The sequence below is a fragment of the Cupriavidus sp. IDO genome (genome assembly GCF_000812465.1).
Lineage (GTDB): Bacteria > Pseudomonadota > Gammaproteobacteria > Burkholderiales > Burkholderiaceae > Cupriavidus.
In genome coordinates, this window is record NZ_JWMA01000011.1 from 1 (window position 1) to 25,758 (window position 25,758).

Genomic DNA, 25,758 nt, shown 5'->3' on the forward strand with positions numbered 1-25,758 from the left:
TCTCCACTCGGTACGACAAGCGAGCCGACAGCTATCTCGTCTTCGCATCGCTCGCCTGCGCCTTCGGACCATTGGTTCAATTGTGAACAGACCCTAGCACTGAGCCATTGACCGCCAGCCGACGGGCAAGATGTGTTCAATGACCACGGCCTGGAGCTGTCACAGCAGTGCTTGTGACTCGCGTATGAACAAGCCCGACGCGGATGCCGACGCAACATCGGCTGCGCGCCCGATCACTCACTTGTGCGCCGCTGCGCCGGACCGGACCGAGCCCCCCCGCTTCGCTCCGGCTTTTTTTCGTGGTCAGGATCGCAGGCAGCCGCTCATCGAGCAAAGGCAGCCGGCAACTCTAGCCAATTACCGCAATTGCTGGCCGCTAGAGGCCTTGATTCGCAGCCGGCTGCCTCGTCCTCCCCCGGGGCTGCGCATGCTTGCTTCGCCTGGTGGCGCGCACCACCAATAGGACCACCGGCAGGATCAACGTGCCCTTGATCAGATCGGGGTCCAGCGGGATATGCACTGAGTGCAGCGCCTTGAGTCCGGCACCGGCCAATGACAGAACATAGTAGGAAATGGCCGCGACCGACAGGCCTTCGACCGCGTGCTGGAGCCGCAACTGGCTGCGGGCGGTCTGATCCATGCCCTCGAGCAGGCGCGTCGTGTCCTGCTCCTGCGCCAGATTGACGCGTGTGCGCAGCAGGTCTAGCGCGCGCGCCACGCGCCCCGCGAACTGCTCGTGTCGCGCCCAGACTGACCTGCACGTTTCCATGGCCGGCGCGAAACGACGCTCCATGAACTCGGCAATGGTCGGTATGCCTTCGATCCGCTCTTCCCGCAATTCCTGGATGCGTGCCAACACCAGCTTCTCATAGGCGCGCGACGCGCTGAAGCGGTTACCCGATTCGGCCAGTGCCTCCATGCGAACCGCCAGATGCGTCAGCCGCTCCAGCAACTCGGCATCATGGCGCACGCCCTGGCCCGCATCCATGCTGCGCATCAGCGGCGCGAGCGAGCGCTGCAGGTTGTCCACACTGCGACCCAGCTCACGCGCCACCGGCAAGGCCAGCAGCGCCATCATCCGGTAGGTTTCGATTTCATATAGCCGCTGCAGTAGCCGCCCTCCTTGCACTTGGCGGAAGCCGTTGTCGATGACCAGGAAGCGCGAAAAGCCGTCGGGCGGGATCGTCCAGTCGCAAAACACCTGCCCGCCGCCCAGCACATGGCTGCCCGTCAAGATGGGACCGTCGATCCATTGTCTCGCGTTCTCGCGCGCATAAGCCGCGGCCTCGCCCGAGACAAGCTCCATTCGCAGCGCGACCAGGCGCTTGCCGGCGAAAGCTTCGAACCAATCGGCTGGGATATGACATGTGGCCAGGTCGGAAAAGTAGTGGGTGTCGCAGCGCTGGGCCACAAAGGTGAAGGTGGAGAACTCCGTATGCCGCTCCCACTTCAATTGCTTGTCAGCGCCCCAACGTGCTGAATAATGCGTAATGCCGTCGGCCGGCTCGTCCAGGCCCGTCAGCCGGCACAAGGAGGCCAGCAAGGCATGATGGATCACCGTATCGCCGTCGCCATAGATGGCGAAGTGCGTCAATGAGACGGAGCCGCCAATGCGCAGGAATGGTCGGGCATGTAATTCACGCGCGAGGCCATCGCGCAAGGGGTGGTCCATGATCCGCTGTGTCATCTCGTTCTTTCCGACCAGTATGCCGACAGCCCATGGTTAAGGAAAACGCGTAAAATTGATCCGGTCATTCAGTTTTTCTGATACCAGTGAAAACGCTCGACCTCGATGTACTGACGATGATGGTGGCGGTTGCCGATTCGGGCAGCATTTCCCGTGCGGCGGAGCTCGTGCACCGGTCGCAGTCAGCGGTGAGCATGCAGATCAAGGCGCTTGAGCAGGCACTGGGCAAGCCACTGTTCGTGCGCAAGCCGAGAAACATGGTGCTTACCTCGGAAGGCGAAGTGCTGCTGACCTTCGCGCGCCGCATGCTGGCCTTGCGCGACGAGGCCTGGGCGGCGGTGGTCCGCCCCGATGTGACCGGGCGCGTGGTGCTTGGCATGCCGGACGACTATGCCTCATCCTTGCTGCCCGCGATTCTGAAGAAATTCTCTGCCACCTACCCCAAAGTCGAAATCCAGGTCATTGGCCTGCCGAGCATAGCACTGGCACCAATGGTCAAGGACGGATCGGTCGACCTGGCCTGCGCAACGCGAGTGAAGGGGCTGTCGGGGGAGTTCATTCGGCTGGAACCGATGGTATGGGCCGCCACGCCGGGCGCTCATGAAATCTGGAACGAGCGACCGCTGCCGATTGCCGTATTCCAATCGGGCAGCGTCGCCCGCGACAATGCGATCCGTAGCCTGGAGCAAGCCAGGATCGCCTACCGGATGTCCTACGAGAGTCCCAGCCTGCTCGGCCTGCTCAGTATGGTCGAAGCGGGACTGGCGGTGGCACCGCTCGCGCGATGCGCAGTCCCACAGCATTTCACCATCCTTGGCCAGTCGCAGGGGCTGCCCAAACTCGCCTCGCTGGAACTCGTCCTGGCACGCAGCGCAAAGTCGAAGCGCCCGCCTTGCGACTTCCTGGCCGAACAGATCATTTCGGAACTGCAGCGGTAATAGGCACGGTCAAGACGTGACAGGCTCGGAGCCAGATTGACATTGCGCGCGTAGCGCAAAACTTGTCTGCGTTGGCTGAGAGCATGCGTTATTGCCCGCAGCGTCCACTGCCTGCGGCAAGTCGATGATGACCAGTCCCGTCTGCACCGACGACGATGTTGAACTCGGACAAGTCACCGTGCCCCCCCGCGCAAAGCCATGGCTCCGCTCAGGACTCGGCGGCTTCCTGCAGATAACGCTGCCGCGCCTCCTCTTCCTCGCGCACCGCCTCCACTTCGCGCAAGACCTCGTCGACATTGACCGGGCGCGTATCGGCCTCGACCTGGCCACTCAGCGCAATGCCCGGATGCAGCAGGCCGCCCTGGTAAAGGTGCCAGATTTCTTTGCCGTACTGGCTGACGCGAAGCTCAGGCGCAAACTGGCCGAAATAGGTCGCCAGATTTGCCACATCGCGCTCCAGCATCGCCTTCGCGTCGTTATTACCCGCAGCGTCCACTGCCTGTGGCAAGTCGATGATAACCGGTCCATCTGCACCGACGAGGATGTTGAACTCGGACAGATCACCGTGCACCACGCCCGCGCAAAGCATGCGCACGACCTGTTCGAGCAGCGACGCATGGAAAGCCAGCGCAAGCGCCTCACTTAGTTCGACATCGTTCAGGCGGGGCGCGGCATTGCCCTCGGCATCGGCCACCAGTTCCATCAGCAGGACGCCTTCGAAGCAGAGATAAGGCTCGGGAACCCGGACGCCGGCGGCGGCGAGACGGTACAACGCGTCCACCTCCGCGCTCTGCCAGACCGCTTCCTGCATCTTTCGGCCATAACGTGAGCCTTTTTCCATGGCGCGCGCCTGCCGGCTGTTCTTGACCGTGCGGCCTTCGTGGTAGGTCGCTGCGTGCCGGAAGCTGCGCTGGGAGGCATCCTTGTACACCTTTGCGCAACGGATATCGTCGCCACAGCGAACCACATAAACGGTCGCCTCCTTGCCGCTCATCAGTTGCCGGATGACCTCATCGACGAGGCCCTCCTCAACCAGCGGCTGAATGCGCTTCGGCGTCTTCACCTGGCAACGCGGTTGTAGCGATGGAAGGTGGTTGCGGTCAACCCGATCCCCTCAGCGAGTAGGGTTGGCGACGCAAGCAATGGGGAGAGGGTGTCGGCAGGGTCGGCTGGCGCCGAGGTGGGGATTGAAGTCATCCGTCAAGTATAGCCGGGGCCGGTGGAGCTGGCCGGACCGCCGCCATTTCACGGGTCGCGATGGCAAGCGCCATTCGCGTACGCGGCGCGGCCCCGGGTGGCTCGTTAGCCGTAGTAGCCGATGTTTGCCGCCCGAACCGCGATGCTGGAGAAATACGAATGGGAACCCCAGCGACCCGAGCGTGCGGCAGACAGTCGGTTCTTTGGTCCGTCTGGCCATTGCGGTGAAGGACCGCGGCGAGTGCGTCTCGCCCTTCCACCTAGTAATTTCATCGGCGATGTGGCGATGGCAAAGCGCCTCAACTGAGTGGCGCAATGGCGGCGAGACGAAGCGGCTCAAGGACGCCCCGGTTCACCCGCGGCAATATGCTTGTCTTGACTTCTTTCTTTCGCGACAACTACGCATAGTGTGCCGCGTTGCCAGCGGCGCCAGCTACACCGCGAGGAATGAAATTGCGCTGCTGCGGACAAAGCGTATTCCCATTGGCGCACCGCAACTGCTAACTGCATGGGCCAGATTCCACGTAGCAGCGTACTCGCGCCCGCGTACCAAACTATCACGCAGAAATGGGTACGCCGTGTCGCCAGCCATAGCCACCAACACAAAATGCGGCCGTGTTCTTTGGACTTGCCCTTCATGGAGCCGGAGTTTCTGTTGCTATATGAGAGGATGCCTTGCATCGTTCATCGCACCGTTGGGAGCCTTATAGGCATTTCCTTATACAGAAGCCATAACTCTTCCCGCAGTGCTTGAATGGTGAGCGCGGTGTCCATGGTGCGCTGCATGCCGATCCAGATCGTCTTAGCGCCGGGCTTGCCATCGCTCTTGCGCCCGAGGAACCCACCCAGGGAAGCAACCAACCGAATCATCTGATTGAGTGTGACTGGTGTCTTCGGGCGGGCCTTCTTTGCGAGCACGTATGCCCCCCGAATCTCGTTGGCGTCGAAGAATAGGGACGCATCTAGATCCGGGCAGGTTCTGCCCAACCGCATCAAGCGGGCAATGCGCCACGCCACCACTATGTACAGCGCCAAGGCCCGCTGCCGCCCTGTGCCCCTGCCAGTGGCTGTGCTGTGCCTCGGCCAGCGCTGAAGTAGACCGGCGCTAAACAAAATCATTCGCCGCTCCAAGCACCCGGTGGGGAAAAGCTGGCGAATGGAAATAGCCGACAGGGATCGGTGAGGTTGGTTGTGCGCCAGGGTGAGGTGGATTGTGCGTGTTGACCAGTAGCGCCGGGACACAACCTCAACATGGGGTTGGCGGCGCGCCATGCTGCTGCGCCGGCCCACCGCCAGTATTGACTGCTCATGCAGGCCGGTGGCCAGTTCCGCGGCGAGTCCCGCTCACTGCCCGGCGCTGGCCACACAGGCCAAGGCACACCTGCAGAAGATCACCTACGCCACGCCGGGCATCGGCACACTGTTGCACCTGATGGGCGTGGTGCTCGACAAGGACAGCAGCGTGTCGCTGCAGCACGTGCCGTACAAGGGCGCCGGGTCGGCCATCAATGATCTGCGCGGTGGTCAGGTAGACGTGCTGATCACGCCTACGTCTACCGTGGCTGGCTTCATCCAGTCGGGCCGCATGCGCTGGCAGTGACCAGCTTGCGACGGCTCGGCGTTTTCGCCATGACAACGCGCTATGCGATCAAGCACGGAAATTACTCCGCGATCGCGATAATCTGGTTTAGCTGCTCGCAAGCGGCAGCAAAAACCTCCAGGGGCGCGACGCAGGCCCCAGACATGGCACCGCGCCCGCGGCCACCCTCAGGCGCGAACGCGGTCGCGGTGCCGAGCGCGCAAAGTCCGCTCCGTACGATTCGAAAAGTGTGGACTCGCCTTTCCGTCGGTGTGCCGCAGGGGGTAATGCTCGGCTGTTGCCGGCGAATCGCTATCCGCCAATATCGAGCCGATTGCCATAACCCACTGCGACAGGTCAGCTGGCAGTGCCTCAGCGTCGCGCCAGGTGTGGCAGCCGTGGCGAGCGGGACCAGGATCTCGACCGTCTGGTGCCCAACACGTTCCAGCTCGAACTGCTGGCGGACGACGTCCGTATGCAGGCCAGCTGGGTGACCTCGCGCGACATGTTTTCCATCGGTCCGTCGCCCGATCACGGCGCAATGTGCCCTATAAATTATCGGCATTGCATTTTGCTACGCATTTTGAGCCGGTAATGCCGGGGGAGCCACAAAATTTGTTAAGAATCAGTATCTTATCGTGACTAGGAAGGGCCCCGCGACGAGCACCGGCAGGCTCCTCCCTAAGCCGGCCGTCCATTGCTGGAGGCGAGGACGGCGGCCCCGCAGCACCCGGTTGCCCAAACGGCTGCAACCCTGCCAGCGTGCCAGTTGCGACGAATGAATGCTCATGGGTCCGTTCAGCGCCGCGGCGTTAGGCGAGGCGGCCGGGTCCGCCCAAGGAATATGTTTTACCTCGACGATGGTGCGCCGCGACCATCGATACCTCGCTTCGATTGCGTCGCGACGTTGTTATTTGTCATTATCCGAATAATGGTAAGTGAATGAGCGCTTTGGCTATAATGCGTCGCATTGGGCTGGAGAGCCGCCGCGGGCTTGGCCCGGCGCCTGCCAACCGGCCGCCCACCGCCGCCTTGGCCAGCCATGACGACTGCCCAGACTCCCCTGTCCCTGCTGCCGATAGATACCTCGGCCCTTCCGCCGAACGCGCTGGCTAGCCCGGTACTGCCGGCTGGGCTCTCCGACGCCCAGCTGGTGCGCGCCTGGCTCGACACCAAGTCCGCCGCGGGTCTCGGTCTCCGCATCAGCACGTGCAGTCAGTACGAGCTCGAGGCGCACCGACTGCTCTGGTACGCGCTCGCGATCGGCCGGCCTCTTGCCAGTTGGCAGGTGGCCGATGCCAGCGGCTACCTTGCCTTCCTGCGCGACCCGCCCGCGCACGCAGTCGGCAACGGCCGAGCGCGCCGCGCCAGCCCGGGCTGGCGGCCGCTGCGCGGCCCACTCTCCGAGGCCTCGCGGCGCCAGAGCGCAGTCATCGTGGGCATTCTGTTCGACTGGCTGGTGCGGGTCGGGACGCTGCGGGTCAATCCGTTCGTCATGGTTCCTCGTGCGCGTGCCATTACCGGCCCGGGCTCGCAGCGGCGCTTCCTCGAACTGGAACAGGTCATGGCGGTATTCGAAGCGATCGAGGGGCGCCCGGCGCCGACACCGTGGGCGCAACTGCACAAGGCGCGCGACCGCCTGTTGCTTGCCCTGCTGGTCCAAACCGGGCTGCGTGCCTCCGAAGTTGCCGCGCTGACGTGGGCGGACTTCGAACTCCAGTCCGGCCGGTCACGCACGTTCTGGACTGTGCGTATCCGGCAGGCGAATGGTGGCGACGATCAGCTGGTGCCGTGCGACAACGCGATGGACGAACTGGCACGCTTTCGCCGCTTAGTGGGCCTGCCGCCCGCGCCGAGCGCCACTGACACCATCGCGGTCATCCCGGCGATCGGGGGCGGACGTCAGCGTGCCGCGCCGGTAGTCGACCCGCTTGAGCTACAGCGAAAGCTGGGCCGGCCGCTGCGTACACGCCAGGGCATCTACGCGATCGTGCGCGCGGCCTTTGCCGAGGCAGCCGACCGCCTGGAGCGAGAGCACCAAGGCGAGCAAGCGACCAGGCTGCGCGCCGCGTCAACGCAATGGCTGCGACATACCCATGCCACGCACCTATTGCGCGCTGGCGTGCCGGTGACCGACGTGCAGCGCGCCTTGCGACACCGCGACATCAACACTACGCGGCGGTACACCCACGAGGCGCTGGAAGACGTGGCACGCTCGTTGGCTGGCAAGATTCCGGGCGCCGTGTAGGGGCTTGCGCGAAAGACACTCTCGTACTCCGTCGCGGTGTGGACCTCAATTGGGGCAGGCCACGCTGCGCGGCATACTCGCACGCGCTTGTGGGATCCTTCGGTACATTCAGTGGAATGGGCTGTGATGACGTAGACAAGTGCTCGTCGTCGGCAATAGGCAGCAGCGTCGTTGTGAGTCCGGCGGCTACCTGGTAAGGATTTCTGCAAACTATGCCGCTGTGCGCGCCGAGAGGACACGGGCGAGTCAGTCGCCCGGCTCCGCAAGCGAACTCGGGGCACAGGCCAGGCGGTGACCCGGTCTTCCTCGGCTGAACGGACCAGCCTCTGGGCCGATTCACCCGCACTATACAGACCAGGGCAAACATTCCTGTTCGCATCCTTTTCCTGCCGTGACCCCTCGTAGTTGTGGTCTGTAGTCCCAAGGCCGTGGCTGGTTCCTGCCCCCGCTGGGGAGGTCCACGCCCGGGTCTGGCACGTCCCAACTTGGGAAGGTCAGCGAGCCCCAGTTGACAGCGTCCCAACTTGGGAAGGTCAACGAGCCCCGCCTGGCAGCGTCCCGACTTGGGAAGGTCAACGCGCCCCAGTTGGCGGCGTCCCAACTTGGGAAGGTCGGCGAGTTGCCGGCTGGCAGCGTCCCAACTTGGGAGAGTCAGGGTGCTCCCGCCTGGCAGCTCCCCAACTTGGGAAAGTCAGCGAGCCTCGGCTGGCAGCATCCCAACTTGGGAAGGTCAGCGAGCCCCGGTCGGCGGCGTCCCAACTTGGGAAGGCCGGCGAGTTGCTGGCTGGCAGCGTCCCAACTTGGGAAGGTCAGGAGCCCGGTTGGCAGCGTCCCAACTTGGGAAGGTCAACGAGCCCCGGCTGGCAGCGTCCCAACTTGGGAAGGTCAACGAGCTCCCGGCTGCCAGCGTCCCAACTTGGGAAGGTCAGCGAGCCCCGGTTGGCAGTGTCCCAACTTGGGAAAGTCGGCGAGCCCCGCCCGCCAGCGTCCCAACTTGGGAAGGTCAACGAGCTCCCGGCTGCCAGCGTCCCAACTTGGGAAGGTCAACGAGCTCCCGGCTGTCAGCGTCCCAACTTGGGAAGGTCAGCGAGCTCCCGGCTGTCAGCGTCCCAACTTGGGAAAGTCGGCGAGCTCCCGGCTGTCAGCGTCCCAACTTGGGAAGGCCGGCGAGTTGCCGGCTGGCAGCGTCCCAACTTGGGAAGGTCAGCGAGCCCCCGTCGGCGGCGTCCCAACTTGGAAAGGTCAACGAGCTCCCGGCTGGCAGCGTCCCAACTTGGGAAGGTCAGCGAGCCCCGGTTGGCAGTGTCCCAACTTGGGAAAGTCGGTGAGCCCCGGTTGGCAGTGTCCCAACTGGGGAAAGTCGGCGAGCCCCGCCCGCCAGCGTCCCAACTTGGGAAGGTAACGAGCTCCCGGCTGCCAGCGTCCCAACTTGGGAAGGTCAACGAGCTCCCGGCTGTCAGCGTCCCAACTTGGGAAGGTCAGCGAGCCCCGCCCGCCAGCGTCCCAACTTGGGAAGGTCAACGAGCCCCGCCTGGCGTCGTTCCAACTCGGGAGGTTCGCCTCACTTACCCTGATTTTTTGCGTCGAGTAGACAAAAAAAAAGCCCGCTCGAGGCGGGCTATGTCCATCTAGAAGCGCTTTACTTGGGCTGATGGTGGAACGTTTCGCTGATCAACTCTCGGATCTGCGTCTCCAAGGCAGCGGTTAGCACCCCAGCTTTGATTTTCACCGTGAAGCCGTTGACGTCCTTCGTAATCGAACCCGCTTGTTCCTTGCCGGAGAAAAACTTGTCTATGCTTCGCTCACTTGCGGAGCTTGGCGCCGAAGCTCGCCGGGTCGCAAGTGCCTTGATAGCGCCAGCGGCTTTCCCTTGCTCCATCTTCCCGGATGCGACGAGTGGCCAGATCTCTTTAGCGGCATCATTCCCGGCCTCGCCATACTTCCGGATTGTTGTGACGATGGCTTCGGCCGCGCTCCCACCCAGCAGGCGTGGCTGAAGATTGAGGTCCCTCAACACGAACTCTGGCAACTGCTCGTAACTGAGAAACCGATAGAGGCCGCTTTTGGACAACCCAAGCGCCTCTGCGAGCCGCACACGCGAGGGAAACTCCTTCTCCGTCTGCCGGATAGACAGGGCGATTTCATAGTCGGACAGGTCATCGCGGCTGATGTTTTCCACCATCGCGAGTACCGCCATGTCAGCGTCAGAACACTCCACGACCACCGCCTTGATGGTATCGAGCCCCAGCATTTTGTGCGCACGCCAACGGCGCTCACCCGCCACGATTTGATAGCCAGATTCAGCGCGGCGTACAACGATAGGCTGCATCAGCCCGACTTCGCGAATGGACTCCGCCAGTTCCGACAACTTGAACTCGTTGAACACGCGCCGCGGCTGCCATGGGTTCGGCACAATGTCGGCAACCGCGAGTTGCGAAGCGACGCCGGCCGCCTCCAGCTCCTGGACACGGATCTGCGCAACGGCCAATGCCCCAGCGAGGCCCGGCGCTGTCTGGGTCCGGTCGCTACGCTTGACCTCGTCCTGCTGAATCGCCGAGGTTTTCCGAATGCCAGCCGTTTTGGCCAATAGCTGTTCTCGCATATTGCTCATTACGCGTTCCTCCACTTTTCCGCGTAGATTTCATCCAGCCATCGGCAGTAGTCGACAATCGGCTGGCGCACTCGCTGCAGCGACTTGGCTGCGCTATGCGTACTGCTCACGTCGAAAACCGTTGAGAACGCAAGAGCCCCGGTGCTCATCACCGAACTCGCCGGCACTTCAATCGAATGCAGCCAGCTCTCGTAAGCGCTCTGGGCCCAGGCGCGTACGATGGGCGCGGACGAGGTGCGCCCATAGTCGACCTTCGAAAGCAGCAACGAGACGAAGTCATACTTCTTGTCCGCCTCGTACTTGATGAAGCTCTTGGAGACGTCTGAAAACAAGCGCCAGAATGACAGCGAACTGATGAAGTCCAGGTTCTCAGGGACCATCGGCATGACCAGCGCGTCCGCAGCCAGCAAAGCATTCAGGTTGAGATACGAAAGCGACGGCGACGTGTCCATGAGGATGTAATCGTAGTGCTTCCGCAATGGCTCCAACCCCTCCCGCAGTACCGTCCAGAAACGGAAACCCGGCTTGATCTTCTGCATGGCTGGCAGATGGAACTCCGCACCGATCAACTCGGTGTGCGCCGGAAGCAGGTCGAGGCCATCCCAGTAGGTAGACTGAATGCGTGCCTGCAGTCCACCCTCGATTTGCTGGTCATAGATATAAGGCAGGACCGTGTCTTCTGGCGTGACGTCCTTTTCCGCATACAAGCCACACAGTTCCGAGAGCGAGGCTTGCGGGTCAAGATCGACCACCAGAACCTTTCGGCCACGCAATGTCAGCCCCTGTGCGAGACACATCGTCGTGGTGGTCTTGGCCGACCCACCCTTGAGTTGGGCCGTGATGACGATTTTTCCTTCCGGCTCTCTCGTTCCAGTTACGAGCGGTGTCTGATAAATGTCCGAGACCTTCTGCACCCAGATGCGTGCCTCTTCCAGCGTAAAGGTCCTGGTACGCCCGGTACCGGCCGCGGTTCCGGCCGGCAATTCGCCATCCCCCTTGGTCGCGAGGTACTGAACCTGGGAGTGTGAGATGTTGCACATCTCCGCAATCTCCCCTGTCTTGAAAACCGGCGCAGTTTTTCTCGGCCGCGGTGCGAGAATCGTCTCGCGAAGTTCATCCGTAAAAATGCTGACCTTTTCCGCGAACTGGGATATCTGCTCAAAAGGTACCGTTCGGTCGACGGCAGGAAGTTGGCTCGTTTTTACCATTCCGAGGTTTTTCCAGAAAATTCGATAAAGCTCAGAATACAGGAAATACTTAAGCAAGGCCTCATAAACCGCTGTTTCTTAAGTAAAGTTTCTTCAAATACAACAGTTTTTGCCCAAATCTTAGGCAGCATCGGGAAGCCTCCGGGTTCACAAGGCCTAGGCGGCCCGCGGCGTTCCTGCTTGCCTTGGGGGCTGTCGCAGAAAAGCAGCACAAATGACCTCACCTTCAAAGTCTCTCATCGGTGGAACCGAGCAGGAAGGTGAGGTTGTTTGTGCTGTTTTGCGGATCCCGACAACTGTTGTCGCACAAAACCAGCACAATCGACCTCACCTTCATTCGTCACTTCAGACCTGGGGAGTGGGGAAGGGCAGTTGGTCCTTCGTTTCTGCACAATCAACCTCACCTTCGGCTGATCGGAGACCCATGCATGATCAAAGGGCTAGCACAAGGTGAGGTTGATTGTGCTGCATTGCGTCATGGCTCGGATTGCACAATCAGCACAATCAACCTCACCTTTGCCATCCGCGCTGCGTCAACTGGTCGAATCACCGTGGAGGTGAAGCCCGTTGAGAACATGTCCACCAATGCCGCACAACAGACCTCACCATGGATTGTGGGCGTCGGTGAGGTTGATTGTGCAGTCCGGTGGATGGAGGGATCAACGCAATGCGCATCTCGCCAACTTCTCAATGTTCGAGACGGAACGTGACGTCCGCCTAAGCACAACCAACCTCACCATCAATTCTGCACAAATAACCTCACCATGAGGTTGTGCACGGGGGATACGTTTGTCCGCGCACTAGCAAGGTCTGCGACGCGGGCTGCGTCGGGTCGTGGCTTGGCCCCCACCGTTCAGCATCTTGCTCCTGAGCGAAGGCCTATACGATGGCTAAGGAGGGCTCCAGGTATGCAAGCTCATTTTCGCGCGCCGGCCGCGCCCCGGCGAGGGTCGCATGCCTCGATAGGATCAACGGCTGGCGTCGTGTGTTGGTAGGTCTTTTTTTGAAGTAAACAACCCAACCTACAAACAACGGGAGACGAAATCCTTGTTCATCAATGACTTAACCTTTCAAAGGTGAGGTTCGCTGTGCCAAAGGTGAGGTTCGCTGTGCTGTCATCGTGCGGTTTACTGTGCGGAGAAGGTGAGATCGATTCCCCAAGAAGGTGAGGTTTACTGTGCGGATGCCAATAAGGTGAGATGTATTGTGCGTGACCTGTGCATATGTCCTATCTCCCCAAGCTGGACAAAGGCTGGAAGGAGAGCGCCAGCAGGGATCGGTGAGGTTCGTTGTGCGCCAGGTGAGGTCGATTGTGCGCGTTGACCAGTAGCACCGGGACACCCTCTCATGGTGAGGTTCATTGTGTTGACAGAACCTCACCATCACATGATAGAGTCCGCCGAGCGCGTAACGAGCGGGAAGACGAGGATGGCGACAGACAATCCGGTGGAGGTCCAATCGAGGACAACGCCTCGCCAAATGGCGCTGGCATTGTTCGAGGACATGTTTGACCTTGGGATGCCCATCAACGAGGCCAATCGCGAAATCGGCTATCAGCGCAACAATTTCTTCACAGAAATTGTCAACATGGGCTTGGCGGCGCGACGGTTCCTCGATGCCGCGTATTTCATCGTCGCACAAGAGCCGGAAGCGCGCGATCAATACGATGTCGAGCTGAACTACTTCAAGTGGTTGATGCGCTATGACAGCCGCAACCTGAAGCATCTGCGTACCATCGCGGACGAAGCGCAGAACGCTAAAGTCCGGGTCACGAATACCCCCTCAGACCGCGAGCCCGTTGAAGACGATATCTGGGTTCAGGTCCAGCTGATCGGCATGGTGGCGCTGCACCGCGGCCGCGTTCGTTTCGATGTGCATCACAGCTTGATTCCACACATTCGAGACCCCCGCAAGTCCCACTGGCTCAGTCTGCGAATCTCGACGGCTTTTACCCGCAGCCTCGCGCGCGCCATCTACGACAAAGTCCTGCCAAGTGTGCCTGGCGGGCGTACGGACTGGATCAAGCTGGAAGAGATGCGGACCTGGCCGGGAAAGATGGGCGCGAATGCGACGATCTTCAAATACTTTAAGCGCGACTGGCTTGAGCCGGCGGTCCGAGAAATCAACGAGATCTCGGACATCGACCTGTCGTACGAAACGAGGACAGAATCCACTTCGTCGAAGAAGGTCGACCGGATTCGGTTCCTGCTCAACCGTAAGGATACCGCCGACGCTGTCATGGCCAGCCTGGCCGATGCCAGTCAGCTCTACAAGATTCTTAAGGAAGAATTCAATCTCTCGACGCGGCAGTTCAGCGAGATTTCCGAGAATCGCGAGACATGGAGCGATGACCGCATCCTGCAGGCGATTGAATATACGCGGTTCAAGCTCAATCGCGGTCAGGTGAAGAAAAGTCCTGCCGGGTATCTGATGAAGGCCCTTCGCGACAATTGGCGAATGTCAGAGGCCGAACGGACAATGGTTCAGGTCCAGACCAAGCTGCTCACCGAGGAAGCAGAGAAGGACGCCGTGAAGATCGCGGTTAAGACAACGGTGGAGCGTAGTGTTGCCTCGCGCGAAGAAGAAACCCGCGCTCGCATGAACGACGAATCGCGGCAAGGACGCGAACACTTCTCCGCATCAGACGCCAAAGTCCGCCGAGAACTCGTTCGTGCATGGCTTGCCTCGAGGGAAGGCAAACTCGTGCTGAGGCGGATGAAGCTGGAACCGTCCTCTGTGCCCGAAGAAGTCATCTTGGCAAATCCGGATTTGGCCTGGTACCTGGGGCAATTCGTCTTCGCGCGTATCAAATCCCAACTAACATCGTCCCCGGCCTGAAGAAGTCGGAATTTCTGCCCCGATCGCCGCGGCGCCATAGGTGAAAGGGCGCTATGCCGGCGTCGAGGGCCCATAGCTGCCTTGGCCACGCTCCAGCCCTAGTGGAGCGTGTCTTCATTCGGCCTGACCGTTGTCTTTACTGGAAGGCATGGTGCCGATGAGATACCAAGCGTGATCGTCGAATCGCCGGACGGGTGTGGGATAATTTGCAGCTTTGCCCAGGGCGCAGCTCAAGAGGTTGTTCGCACGGGCGCACAGGGGCCCTTATTCCCGTGGCCCGCTTCCTTTCTGCGAAATTTCTATAGCAATACGATGCCCGCATACCGTTCCAAAACCTCCACCGCCGGCCGCAACATGGCAGGGGCGCGCTCCCTGTGGCGCGCCACCGGCATGAAAGACGAAGATTTTTCCAAGCCGATCATTGCGGTAGTCAATTCGTTCACCCAGTTCGTGCCTGGACACGTGCACCTGAAGGACCTGGGCCAGCTCGTCGCGCGCGAGATCGAGGCTGCGGGTGGCGTGGCCAAGGAGTTCAACACCATTGCGGTCGATGACGGCATCGCCATGGGCCACGACGGCATGCTGTACTCGCTGCCCAGCCGCGACATCATCGCGGACTCGGTGGAATACATGGTCAACGCCCACTGTGCCGACGCCATGGTGTGCATCTCCAACTGCGACAAGATCACGCCCGGCATGCTCATGGCCGCCATGCGGCTAGACATCCCGGTGATCTTCGTCTCCGGCGGCCCCATGGAAGCCGGCAAGACGCGCCTGGCCAACCCTATCACCAAGGCCATGGAGTTCAAGAAGCTCGATCTGGTCGACGCCATGGTGATCGCGGCCGACAGCGCCTATTCTGACGCCGACGTCGCCGAGGTGGAGCGCTCCGCCTGCCCCACCTGCGGCTCGTGCTCGGGCATGTTCACGGCCAATTCCATGAACTGCCTCACCGAGGCGCTGGGCCTGTCGCTGCCCGGCAACGGCACGGTGGTGGCCACGCACGCGGACCGCGAGCAGCTCTTCAAGCGTGCTGGCCGCCGCATCGTGGAGCTGGCCCGCCAGTACTACGAGCAGGAGGACAGGTCCATTCTGCCGCGCGCGGTGGGCTTCAAGGCGTTCGAGAACGCCATGACGCTGGACATCGCCATGGGTGGCTCCACCAACACCATCCTGCACCTGTTGGCGATCGCGCGCGAGGCGGGCATCGACTTCACCATGGCCGACATCGACCGCCTCTCGCGCGTCGTGCCGCAGCTGTGCAAGGTGGCGCCCAACACCAACAAGTACCACATCGAGGACGTGCATCGCGCGGGCGGCATCATGGCGATCCTTGGCGAGCTGGACCGTGCTGGCAAGCTGCACACCGACGTGCCTACGGTGCACGCTGCCACGCTCAAGGATGCGCTGGAGCAGTGGGACATCACCCGCACGCAGGACGAAGCCGTCAAGACCTTCTATCTGGCTGGCCCGGCGGGCATTCCCACGCAGGTGGCGTTCAGCCAGAACACGCGCTGGCCCAGCCTGGACCTGGACCGCGCCGAGGGCTGCATCCGCTCCTACGAGCACGCCTTCTCCAAGGAAGGCGGCCTGGCGGTGCTCACGGGGAACATCGCGCTCGATGGCTGCGTGGTGAAGACCGCCGGGGTGGACGAGAGCATCCTCGTGTTCGAGGGCACGGCGCACGTCACGGAATCGCAGGACGAGGCGGTGGAGAACATCCTCAACGACAAGGTCAAGGCCGGCGACGTGGTGATCGTGCGCTACGAAGGCCCCAAGGGCGGCCCCGGCATGCAGGAGATGCTCTACCCCACGAGCTACATCAAGTCCAAGGGACTGGGCAAGGCCTGCGCGCTGCTGACGGACGGCCGCTTCTCGGGTGGCACCTCGGGCCTGTCCATCGGCCACTGCTCGCCCGAGGCGGCGGCCGGGGGCGCCATCGGCCTCGTGCGCGATGGCGACAGAATCCGCATCGATATTCCCAACCGCACGATCAATGTGCTGCTGTCAGACGAGGAACTGGCGCGCCGCCGCGAGGAGCAGAACGGCAAGGGGTGGAAGCCCGCCAAGCCGCGCCCGCGCAAAGTGTCCGCCGCCCTCAAGGCCTACGCCAAGCTGGTCATGTCGGCCGACAAGGGTGCAGTGCGTGACCTGTCGCTGCTGGACGACTGACGCTGCGGCGAACTTCGTGCATGTTTGACCGCAGGCCGCTCCCCGGAGCGGCTTTTTTTTTCGGCGCTTCACCCAACTCCGGGCAACGCGGCGCGGATCTTGAGGAAGCGGCAGGAGTCCGCGGGGGAAGCCCTGGACCCTGCCAGGGGCGTGCCTCAAGCGTCTGGCCAACCAGTACGTGCGGTACGCTGTAGCGATGCTTGTGGATCTCGACGTGCTGGTCGATATGGACCTTGACGGTGCGGAACCTGGCAATCTCATAAGGGACTGCCGGCAACGGGCGTAACGCCGGCGCATCCAGGGCCGCGAAGGCACTGGCGCGGCTGCCCGGCAGCTTCTGGAGGGGCGCTCATTGAGTGCGGGCAGCAACGCTGCAATCGCACGGTCGACCGCATGCACGGTCTCGAAACGCCGATGGCGCAGTCGTGCGAGGATCCAACGTTCTACGATCTGTACTGCCACCTCAACCTTTGCCTTGTCCTGCGGACGCCGTGCACGGGCAACCGCATGGCTTGCTCCCGCCGTTGCGATACCAATCAGCGTATTCCACGCGGAGCCGGCGCGGCGCACGGATGCTTAGCGCCCGCTCCCTTGGAGGCCTCCCCAACTTTTGCGTGCTTTCAGGCAGATCGCTCGGTCACGACCCTGCTGTTACCGGAGGAGTACTGAGTGTAACGGAAGTGGAGCGGATCAGTGACGAGCCAGTCGCGCGGTCAGGGTCTCGACCATGGCCACGATCATGGCGCGGTCCGGGCTGCTGACCTTCGTCAGTAGCCGGGCGAGATGGTTGGCCTGATCGCTGGAGCGGGTGCTGGCCTCGGTCAGTAGTTCCGAGGTGTCGCATTGGAAGATGTCAGCCAACTCGGCCAAGCGCGCGATCGTGGGCATGACGACGCCACGCTCCATCCGGGAGACCGCCTCGTTGCCAATCCCCAACCGTTCCGCCACCTGTTCCTGAGTGAGGCTGGCTGCTATGCGGTGCCTGGCAATCGCGTGCCCCACCACACCAGCCAGTCGGTCTATCTCCGTTCTACCCATGCTATCTCCATATCAACCGATATGGTTGAGCATCATCTTTTCTGTATGAAGTACTTTACGAGTTGAGTTTCAACCTATAAAGTTGTTAACTGGATCTGATGCTCACCCTCCGTGGGAACTTCGTCCCTGTCTACGCACTAGAACAAGGAAGAATAATGAATTCAAGCAAGTACAAGCATGGTCTGGGTCTGCTGCCGGGCAGTGCCGTCGCTTTGGCGCTAGCACGAAGCGGTGGTGGCAGTGACGGTTCGCCGGGAGCCACCGGTGGCAGTGTATCGATCTGCGGGCTGCTCCGAATTCAGCGAACCGTATCCGTGTTCTTCCTTACCTTGACTTCCGGGCTTCCGTCATTGTGCTTCGACGTCTTCACGTCTCTGCAGATGCTTGGCCTCGTGTGCCCGTACATATACGCGGATGCGGAGGTGCGGCTTGGCGTTCCTTTGAGGCTCCAGCAAAGCGCAGCCGCGTTTCGTCGGTTTCGTGCCGGTACTGGCCCGCCATGACCCACCGTGAAATAGTGCTCAACGATGGCGCACGCCGTTTGCCAGCACCGGACCGTGTTGGGCTGTGAACGGCCCGCGCTATGGGCATGTGCCCAGTATCGCTTCGCTCCGCCATGGAATGAAGCTTTCAGGAGGCTGCACCATGATTTCACCGCTCATCACCGCAGAACAGCGCGCGCAACTGCTCGCAAACGGCCAAGCGTATGCAGCCGGCTACGCTGGTGATCCGTTGCCCGTGGTCCGGCTCTTTACCCCGGACGCGCATGCGACCTGGCTACTGGCCGCACTCGACCCGGCCGATGGTGACACCGCCTGCGGCCTGTGCGACGTGGGTATCGGCATGCCCGAAATCGGCCATCTGAGGCTGCCCGAGCTTGCCTCCATCGTCGGGCCGCGCAAACAGTCGATTCTTCGCGACCGGCACTTCCGGCCAACGCGATCGCTATCGGAGTATGCGCAGTTGGCTCAGCGCAACGGTTCGATCATCGACTGACCGAACCGGCAGGCCCACTGTGCGGGCCTGCGGCCAGACACAGGCCGCTGCGACACCCTATGTCTTTTGGCCACACCAAGAGGTTGCCGCGCCTTTCCTGTGGCTCAGGCAGAGGGCGAATGGCAGTTTGCAGTCACGCTGCGTTGCCAGCCGCAATAGCTAGCCGAGGGCCAGAAGGCCTAGCCGCCGTGGCTAGAGGACCGGCAGCCAGTACGAGCCATATCCATATGAAGCAGAATGACCTTCCCCCTCCGACAGGAACCGCCCCGTGCTTCCGGCTTGGCCGCCTGCTTGCCACACCCGGCGCTTTGGCCGCCCTGAAGAAGTCGCAATCGCACCCGATCGCCTTGCTTGTGCGCCATGTGTGCGGCGACTGGGGTGAGCTAGATGACGAAGACCGGCAGCAGAATGAAATTGCTCTCGTCGAAGGGTTGCGGCTGCTGTCCAGCTACGTCCTGGAGACCGGCAAGACCGTCTGGGTCATAACCGAAGCGGATCGCTCGGTCACGACCTTGCTGCTACCGGAGGAGTACTGAAGGTGACGGAATTGGGGCGGGTCAGCGGCGAGCCAGTCGCGCCGCCCCTGCAGAGGCGTGATTTTTTTTGGAGAAGCATCAATGTACCCAACCCTAATCACCGAGGAGCAACGTGCACGGCTCCTCGCCAACGGCCACAGCGGCCACGCCGGCGACCTTCCGCCGGTGGTGCGGCTGTTCACGCCGGACGCGCATGCGACCTGGCTACTGGCCGCGCTTGATCCGGCCGATGGTGACACCGCCTACGGTCTGGTTCGATCCCCGACTGACCGAACCGGCTGGCCCGCACTTCTATGTCGGCCCGAATCGCAGCAGACGATAGTGTCATACGACCGACCACGGCTCGCGGAGCCGAGTCGGACGCTGAGGGCGGTGCTCGTAATGGCCGACATCTACTCCTTGTAGAGTGGCCGGTTTAGCGTAGTCTCTGGCGCTTGATCTCTTCGGGTTCCGCCGTGTTCGAGCGGCGCGTACCCGTCGGTTTCAGGGAAATTGTCAGAGGCTCGAAAAGTTCGGCAAGTGTGATGCCGAAGCAGTAACAGATGTTGGCCAAGGTCTCGACCGAGGGATTCGCGACGCCGCGCTCCATCGCCGATATGTACGTGCGGTCGACCAGTGCTTCGAATGCCAAGGTTTCCTGCGATTTTCCGGCCTTGATACGACAAGCCTTCAACCGCTGACCGAGGAGCGTCGCGACCGGATTTCGCTTGTGCTGACCTTTGCCTTTCATAGGCCAAAGGATGCCTATGAGTAGTCTAATTCACGACGCTTTAAACACACCATTTATTGACGTGTTTACTCTACAATGCAGCACGGGCCCTATAGCCGATTCTACTGACGCGAATGCGCCAGACGGCGCAACCATGTGCATATACGCGGTCGACCGGGTAGGGGATGGCGATCGGCTGGCTCAGAGTGCGGGCGGTCCGCTCTTTGGGGTGCGCCCAATATCGTCTAGCTCCGACTTGCAGTGAACCCTCCAGGAGGCAATGACCATGATCCAACACCTCATCACCGCGGAACAACGCGAGCAACTGCTCGCAAACGGCCAGGCGTTCGCAGCCGGTCACGGAAGCGACCCTCTGCCCGTAGTGCGGCTGTTTACCCCGGACGCGCATGCGACTTGGCTGTTGGCCGCACTGGACCCGGCCGATGGTGACACCGCCTACGGACTGTGCGACGTGGGTATCGGCATGCCCGAACTGGGCCATGTAAAGCTGTCCGACTTGGCTTCCATCGTTGGGCCGCTCAAAAGGCCAATTCTTTGCGACCTGTACTTCCAGCCAACGAGATCGCTATCTGCGTATGCGCAGCTGGCGCAGCTTGACGGTTCGATCCCCGACTGACCGAACCCGCCGGCCACTCGCCTAGGATTTGAATATCGTCATATATCGACGCCTAGGATCGACCGAATCAAGCGTTCGGCAGGATGAATGGATGGTCGTTGCTCCGTGTCGCGTTTGGTCGGCATTACCAGCGACGTCTCGCCTTTCAATGGCCACGTGTAGCTGTTGGCCTAGCTCAACTCGAATTCGGACAGATCAATCCAGACCAAAGTGCGATTGCGATCCGGTCGCATGTCAGCGCCACGTGGGTGAACCCGCCTGCGACTCGGAAAGCGGATGCCCTGCGTTGCGACGAAGTCATGCACATACTGAGCCACTGCCAAACCACCAGACACTTCTAGTTCATAGTCGTGGCGGCGCAGCAGGAAATCAGGCCCAAAGTAGAAGTCCTGAACAGCACTGTGGGTGGCGATAGCCGGGGGGAACGTCGCACGCAAAACCCGCCAGATTTCACCGTGCTCGCCCCAAGGGGCGACCTCTTGTACGGCAACCCCGGGCATGGCAAGCAAGAATGGCGTCGAAAGATAGGTCCACAGAGCATAGCCACTGAAATAGGCCCGGTGCAGTGGATCCCAGGGGGTGTCCACGCCGTGCCCGTCAAACGCTGCCCTGGGATTGGCGCGCCCCGCGATGGTCTCGCCCTGGCTGTTCCTGATCACAACGCGGTCCGGAACGAAAGTCATGACAAACTCAGGGGCTCCATAGGGGGTGATGGTCACCAACTCTTCCTGTGTCTTCGTAGTAAGACTGCGTGGGTTAGCATCCGTGGCAATACCCTTAGTCGACCAGAACTCACCTCCGGAAACGATTCTGGCGCTTACCGTCGTGAGGGCATTCCAGCGGTCAAGGCCGCCATGAGCAGCAAGCACTTGCTTCAGAAGATCATTCATAACACGGCTCCGTTGGTCGGCATGACTTTGATCGGCAGGCCGCCGGCGAAAACGGCGACCCGCCGCCCAGCGGCCAATGTTGCAGGCGAGAGCGTGAGCCCCCTGAGTAGTCGGGCTGGCGTTCGCCGGCACCGCTGGCCGGTGCGGCGAACGCTGGACCGGTCAACCGGCCGGCAGCACATCACGACGTAATGATGGTTTGCTCAAGATCGATGGTTTCGTGCACCGCCCTCGAGTATGGGCAAAGCTGATGCGCCGAGTTCGCGATGGCTTCGGCGATGTCCTGTGCCAAGCCAGGCATGCGGATAGTGAACCGGGCATTGAAGAACCAGCCCGGCCCCGTCTGGCCCAGATCGATCTGGATGTCGACGGAATAGTCGGGCGGTAGCACCACCTTCTTCTGCGCAGCCACAAGCCCCAGCGCGGTGATGTAACAGGCCGACCACGCGCCTGCAAACAACTGCTCAGCGGTCGGGTGTGGTTCGGCAGCGATGATCTCATGGTTGTCACCGCTGGGCGCAGAGAGTCTAATGTCGACGACGCCGTAGTCGCCACGCTGGGCACTTGGGTCGCGGTTGACAGTGGTATGGGTCTTACCTGAGTAAACGACTTTTTCGAGCTTGGTCATGACAGTTTCCTCAATGTTTGAGTTCAGTTAAAAAAACTTGCTGATTGGTGCGTTGGGTATTGCGCCGGCGGCAAGCGCATCGCTGCATTCGCCTACTGGCCAGGAACGCATTTAAGGAGATCAATGTATTGCGCGTGTAGCGCATCAAGGCCGATTTTGTCGGAGCAAGTATCTTTGCTGCGGCCTGATACAGAGCTATACAAAGGTCGGTCAACGCAGCGGCCTGAATGCCGCCCTCAGTTCCTGAGCAAAGATCGTTGGCTGCTCCCACGCAGCGAAGTGGCCGCCTTTCTCGGCCTGATGGTAGTAGACGAGGTTCGGGTAGGCTGCCTCCGTCCAGCTTCGCGGTGCTTGATATTGCTCGCCGGGGAACACGCTTACGGCCACCGGGATCTTGACGCCTTTGACGTTGAAGAAGCCACCCTTGTATTCCCAGTAAAGGCGCGACGCGGATACGCCCGTGTTGGTCAGCCAGTACAAGGTGATGTTGTCCAGGATTTCGTCGCGCGTCAGTTCACCTGTGGCGCTCGTGGCGCGGTCCAAGGCCGAAGCGACAGCCGCGGCCGGCTGGCCATCGGCATCGTTATGGTCGAGCAGCCACGCGGCAAGTCCCACGGGTGAATCGGCAATGCCGTAAAGCGTCTGCGGGCGCGAACCCATGATCCGTGCGTAATCCACTTGCTTGAATGTCCGGGCTAACTGCTCGTAGGCACGCTTTTCGTCCGCCGACAGTCCGGCGGGTGCGGGGGCGCCGATCTGGAGCGCCTTGTCGACCTCGGTCGGTACTGTCGCCGGCATGTTGGTGTGGATGCCGAGCAGTCCCGCAGGAGCTTGCAAGCCCATCTGGTCGACCACGAACGCGCCCCAGTCGCCGCCTTGGGCAACGTAGCGCTGGTAACCGAGACGGCGCATCAGCTCAGCCCACGCACGCGCCATGTGCTCGGGACCCCAACCGGTGCCGGTCGGCTTGCCGGAGAAACCGTACCCCGGCATCGACGGAATCACAACGTCGAACGCGTCCTCGGCATTGCCGCCATGCGCGGCGGGATCCGTCAGCAAACCGATGAGCTTGGTCTGTTCGAGCACAGAGCCGGGCCAGCCATGGTTGATGATCAATGGAAGCGCGTGGGGATTCTTCGAGCGCACATGGATAAAGTGGATCTTCACGCCGTCGATCGTCGTCTCGAACTGGGGAAGAGCATTCAGCTTTGCTTCCGCCTTCCGCCAGTTGTAGTCCGTCGCCCAATAGTGCGCGAGCCTTTCCATGGTCGCAAGCGGCACGCCCTGCGAAGTATCTGTGACGGTCTCCTTCTCCGGCCATTGCGTGGCAGCGACACGCCGGCGAAGATCGTCAATGGCTCGCTGCGGCACATGGATTTTTGGGAACGGACGGATCGAGTCATCTTCAGCCGTCGCACGCTGTGTCGCGGAAGGCTGATCGGCAACTGGAGCGGCATTGGCGTAACTAAAGGCAGCGGTCAGGACAATGCCAAGGGCAGCCGTCGCCGATGCAAATGAGCTGCGCCGGGCCGGCGCTGGCGATACTATAAACATGATCATTTTCCGAATAAGAGCGCGCGAGCCTGAGGCGCGCGCAGGGTTATGCGTTCCGTTAGCACTATCGAAGGCACACGTTCACTGCGCAGCGGTATAGCGCGGCGCGGGTATGTTGCTAGACAGAAGCGTGGACATTGCGCCGCGCGCGGCTTCATAGGCTTCCCACTTCTCCACGGCATGCAGCGACGGGATAGTGACGAGTTCGCGGCGGTCGAAGCCTGTCAAGGCTGCGTCGACCATGTCGTCGGCGGACATGACGATCGCCTTGTCGAGATTCTCCAGAGGAAGGCCGCCCGTCTGCCAAAACTCGGTGGCCGTGGCGCCGGGCAAGACTGCCTGGACCTGGACGCCCTTGTCGGCCAGTTCATGATGGAGAGACTGGCTGAAAGCAAGCACGAAAGCCTTGCTGCCGCCGTACACGCCGTTGAGGATCTCCGGTGCGATGGCGACGATTGAAGAGATATTGATGACGGCGCCTTTGCCACGTGAGACAAGGCCGGGCACGGCGGCGTATGTTAGCCGCGTCAGAGCGGAGACGTTCAGGTCGATCATCCGCGACATCGCATCGACGTTGCTGCCGAGCAGCGGCGTGTGCGTGCCGACGCCCGCGTTGTTGACCAGCAGCATGATGGTGGCGTCCTGCCTGAGCTTTGCTTCGACGACAGCCAGCCCATCCTTGTCGCTGAGATCCGCGTCCATGATCTCGACGTTCCGGCGCGTTTCGGTCGTGATGCGATTGGCGAGGCTAACGAGACGCTCGCGATTGCGTGCGACGAGGATAAGGTCATATCCGCGGCGGGCGAGGCGGTCCGCGTACACCGCACCGATACCCGAGGATGCGCCGGTGATAAGCGCTGTCCCGTGATGTGTTTGCGTCATGATGTCACTCCTTGTTTGGAGGTTGCCGAATAGCGTGAGTGGATTATGGTTTGCCGTGACCGTGACGCAAATGACGTATATGGTCGTTTTTTATGCCATGCCTTCGACGGAGAACGGACATGCACCGCGTTGGTTACCTGCTGAGCGACGGTTTTCAGGTGATGGCGCTCGCGACCCAGGCAGTCTTCGAGTTCGCCAACGTGGTGGCGGGTGATGCCTTCTATAAAGTGGAAAATTTCTCGGTGGCGGGCGGGGATGTGTGCTCGTCGATGGGTATCGCGGTCAGAGCGCACTCATTCACCACGCGTAGCGCAATCGACACGTGGATCGTCGTAGGTGTCAGGGATCCGATCGCGTCGCCCCCGTCCGCCGAGGTGATCGCCTTCTTGCGCAAGGCCAGCAGCCGGGCGCGGCGAATCGCCGCGATCTGCACCGGTGGATTCATCGCCGCGGAAGCAGGCTTGCTCTCCAAGCGACGTGCCACGACTCACTGGGCGTTCGCGCAAGAGATGCAGAGGCGTTTTCCGGACATCCGCGTGGAGGACGACCGCATCTATATCGTCGATGGCCCGATGTGGACGTCTGCCGGGATGACCGCCGGGCTCGATCTCGCGCTGGCGATGGTGGAGAGGGACCTGGGCGCGGACGTGGCGCGTTCGGTCGCGCACAACCTGGTGATGCATCAACACCGTTCGGGAGGACAGTCTCAGCACTCCGAAATACTCGAGCTCGCGCCGAAGTCGGACCGTATCCAGAACGCGTTGAACTACGCACGCAAAAACTTGAGTCGGCCGCTGACCGTCGACGAATTGGCCCAGAAGGTCAACCTGAGCCCGCGCCAGTTCAGCCGCGTATTCACGCTGGAGACAGGGCAGTCACCCGCCAGGGCCATCGAGGGGCTGCGCCTGGAGGCTGCGCGACTGATGATCGAGCAAAGCCGGCATCCGCTGGACGTGATCGCGAGAGAGACCGGCTTTCGCGATCGACGCCATATGCGCGAAGCCTTTATGCGTGGCTTTGGCCTGCCGCCGCAGGCGGTACGGCGCGAAGCGCGGGGTCCAGCATGAAGCGATGTCGTTTATGCTGCTCGCCCCCGATTAATGAGGCTGTCTTTCTGTTCTCGGCAGCCAAGGGTGGTAGAGGTGGTAGTGAGTGTCGCATCGTCGCTCGTATATCTAAAACCTCCGTGGGCTATCTACAGCACGATTGGTCGTTGACTTTGGACGGCTGCAATCGGGCGGCCATGAGACGTTCACTAACGCTTGTCCAAGGACAGTAACGGCCGGAGACGATCTGCTGTGTGGAGGCGGACGTCCGTCCGAGAGGCCAGGACCCGGCCTCCGTAAGCGTGGCCTGAGCCGGACCATCACCGCATGCGGACCAAGTGGGTGCACTGCCGAGCGTGGCAGG

The 25,758-nt window shown here is 61.5% G+C and carries 20 protein-coding genes and 4 pseudogenes; 12 read left to right on the plus strand and 12 right to left on the minus strand.

The features are described from left to right. Positions 1-86, plus strand: a pseudogene (locus RM96_RS38425) (IS5/IS1182 family transposase); the annotation flags it as partial. Positions 87-376: 290 nt separating this feature from the next. On the opposite strand, the gene RM96_RS03750 reads toward RM96_RS38425, so the two are convergent. Further along, positions 377-1,687: a DUF3422 family protein gene (locus RM96_RS03750; protein WP_039007868.1), complete on the minus strand. Its 1,311-nt coding sequence runs from the start codon at positions 1,685-1,687 to the stop codon at positions 377-379. A gap of 86 nt (positions 1,688-1,773) precedes the next feature. On the opposite strand from RM96_RS03750, the gene RM96_RS03755 reads away from it, so the two are divergent. After that, positions 1,774-2,625, plus strand: a complete 852-nt coding sequence (locus tag RM96_RS03755) for a LysR substrate-binding domain-containing protein (RefSeq protein WP_193752383.1) — start codon at positions 1,774-1,776, stop codon at positions 2,623-2,625. 208 nt (positions 2,626-2,833) lie between these two features. Here RM96_RS03755 and RM96_RS03760 read toward each other — a convergent pair whose 3' ends face one another. Continuing rightward, entirely contained in the window at positions 2,834-3,688 is an 855-nt protein-coding gene (locus RM96_RS03760) for a PA4780 family RIO1-like protein kinase (protein WP_039007870.1), read from the minus strand. Positions 3,689-4,506: 818 nt separating this feature from the next. After that, positions 4,507-4,866: pseudogene (locus RM96_RS03765) on the minus strand (IS4 family transposase); the annotation flags it as partial. A 313-nt stretch (positions 4,867-5,179) separates the two neighbouring features. Here RM96_RS03765 and RM96_RS03770 point away from each other — a divergent pair. After that, positions 5,180-5,448, plus strand: a pseudogene (locus tag RM96_RS03770) (tripartite tricarboxylate transporter substrate-binding protein); the annotation flags it as partial. 995 nt (positions 5,449-6,443) lie between these two features. After that, positions 6,444-7,649, plus strand: a complete 1,206-nt coding sequence (locus RM96_RS03775; protein ID WP_039007872.1) for a tyrosine-type recombinase/integrase — start codon at positions 6,444-6,446, stop codon at positions 7,647-7,649. Between the two features lie 1,639 nt (positions 7,650-9,288). Here RM96_RS03775 and RM96_RS03780 read toward each other — a convergent pair. Beyond that, positions 9,289-10,260 carry a ParB/RepB/Spo0J family partition protein gene (locus RM96_RS03780; RefSeq protein ID WP_039007874.1) on the minus strand — a complete coding sequence of 324 codons (972 nt, stop codon included), beginning with the start codon at positions 10,258-10,260 and terminating at the stop codon, positions 9,289-9,291. Beyond that, on the minus strand, positions 10,260-11,468 hold the full coding sequence (locus RM96_RS03785) for a ParA family protein (protein ID WP_082016410.1): 1,209 nt from the start codon (positions 11,466-11,468) through the stop codon (positions 10,260-10,262). Before RM96_RS03785 ends, RM96_RS03780 begins: the two co-directional genes overlap by 1 nt. 428 nt (positions 11,469-11,896) lie before the next feature. Between RM96_RS03785 and RM96_RS38435 the strand changes: the two genes are divergently transcribed. The 3 genes from RM96_RS38435 (at position 11,897) to ilvD (ending at position 16,478) form a co-directional block, all read left to right on the plus strand. Then, on the plus strand, positions 11,897-12,178 hold the full coding sequence (locus RM96_RS38435) for a hypothetical protein (protein ID WP_152624033.1): 282 nt from the start codon (positions 11,897-11,899) through the stop codon (positions 12,176-12,178). A gap of 718 nt (positions 12,179-12,896) precedes the next feature. Continuing rightward, on the plus strand, positions 12,897-14,306 hold the full coding sequence (locus tag RM96_RS03790; protein WP_039007876.1) for a replication initiation protein: 1,410 nt from the start codon (positions 12,897-12,899) through the stop codon (positions 14,304-14,306). Positions 14,307-14,618: 312 nt separating this feature from the next. Next, a complete protein-coding gene (gene ilvD / locus RM96_RS03795) occupies positions 14,619-16,478 on the plus strand; it encodes a dihydroxy-acid dehydratase (protein ID WP_039007878.1) in 1,860 nt (619 codons plus the stop codon). 148 nt (positions 16,479-16,626) lie between these two features. Here the strand turns inward: ilvD and RM96_RS38440 are convergent. Continuing rightward, positions 16,627-16,997 (minus strand): annotated as a pseudogene (locus RM96_RS38440) (Mu transposase domain-containing protein); the annotation flags it as partial. A 171-nt stretch (positions 16,998-17,168) separates the two neighbouring features. Beyond that, positions 17,169-17,516, minus strand: coding sequence for a helix-turn-helix domain-containing protein (locus RM96_RS03800; protein ID WP_039007880.1), 348 nt, complete (start codon positions 17,514-17,516; stop codon positions 17,169-17,171). Positions 17,517-18,161: 645 nt separating this feature from the next. On the opposite strand from RM96_RS03800, the gene RM96_RS03805 reads away from it, so the two are divergent. From RM96_RS03805 to RM96_RS36225, 3 genes are all read left to right on the plus strand, one after another. After that, on the plus strand, positions 18,162-18,512 hold the full coding sequence (locus tag RM96_RS03805) for a DUF2958 domain-containing protein (protein ID WP_039007882.1): 351 nt from the start codon (positions 18,162-18,164) through the stop codon (positions 18,510-18,512). Positions 18,513-18,739: 227 nt separating this feature from the next. Further along, entirely contained in the window at positions 18,740-19,048 is a 309-nt protein-coding gene (locus tag RM96_RS03810; protein WP_039007884.1) for a hypothetical protein, read from the plus strand. Between the two features lie 81 nt (positions 19,049-19,129). Further along, complete coding sequence (locus RM96_RS36225) at positions 19,130-19,453, plus strand: DUF2958 domain-containing protein (RefSeq protein ID WP_052279311.1); 324 nt, start codon at positions 19,130-19,132, stop codon at positions 19,451-19,453. 10 nt (positions 19,454-19,463) lie between these two features. Here RM96_RS36225 and RM96_RS03820 read toward each other — a convergent pair whose 3' ends face one another. Then, positions 19,464-19,778, minus strand: coding sequence for a helix-turn-helix domain-containing protein (locus RM96_RS03820; RefSeq protein WP_039007886.1), 315 nt, complete (start codon positions 19,776-19,778; stop codon positions 19,464-19,466). A gap of 265 nt (positions 19,779-20,043) precedes the next feature. Here RM96_RS03820 and RM96_RS03825 point away from each other — a divergent pair, with 265 nt between their 5' ends. Beyond that, the gene (locus RM96_RS03825) at positions 20,044-20,394 is read left to right on the plus strand and encodes a DUF2958 domain-containing protein (RefSeq protein ID WP_039007936.1); all 351 of its coding nucleotides are present in this window, start codon (positions 20,044-20,046) and stop codon (positions 20,392-20,394) included. A 170-nt stretch (positions 20,395-20,564) separates the two neighbouring features. Here RM96_RS03825 and RM96_RS03830 read toward each other — a convergent pair whose 3' ends face one another. The 4 genes from RM96_RS03830 to RM96_RS03845 all read right to left on the minus strand — a co-directional run bounded on the left by RM96_RS03830 (position 20,565) and on the right by RM96_RS03845 (position 24,348). Further along, positions 20,565-21,284 carry a hypothetical protein gene (locus tag RM96_RS03830; protein WP_039007888.1) on the minus strand — a complete coding sequence of 240 codons (720 nt, stop codon included), beginning with the start codon at positions 21,282-21,284 and terminating at the stop codon, positions 20,565-20,567. A gap of 181 nt (positions 21,285-21,465) precedes the next feature. Further along, entirely contained in the window at positions 21,466-21,912 is a 447-nt protein-coding gene (locus RM96_RS03835; RefSeq protein WP_039007890.1) for an Ohr family peroxiredoxin, read from the minus strand. A gap of 210 nt (positions 21,913-22,122) precedes the next feature. Beyond that, positions 22,123-23,466 (minus strand): epoxide hydrolase family protein, encoded by a 1,344-nt coding sequence (locus RM96_RS03840; protein WP_039007937.1) that lies wholly within the window; start codon positions 23,464-23,466, stop codon positions 22,123-22,125. Positions 23,467-23,547: 81 nt separating this feature from the next. Further along, positions 23,548-24,348: an SDR family NAD(P)-dependent oxidoreductase gene (locus RM96_RS03845; RefSeq protein ID WP_039007892.1), complete on the minus strand. Its 801-nt coding sequence runs from the start codon at positions 24,346-24,348 to the stop codon at positions 23,548-23,550. Positions 24,349-24,467: 119 nt separating this feature from the next. On the opposite strand from RM96_RS03845, the gene RM96_RS03850 reads away from it, so the two are divergent. Further along, the gene (locus tag RM96_RS03850) at positions 24,468-25,415 is read left to right on the plus strand and encodes a GlxA family transcriptional regulator (protein WP_039007894.1); all 948 of its coding nucleotides are present in this window, start codon (positions 24,468-24,470) and stop codon (positions 25,413-25,415) included. The last annotated feature ends 343 nt before the right edge of the window (positions 25,416-25,758 follow it).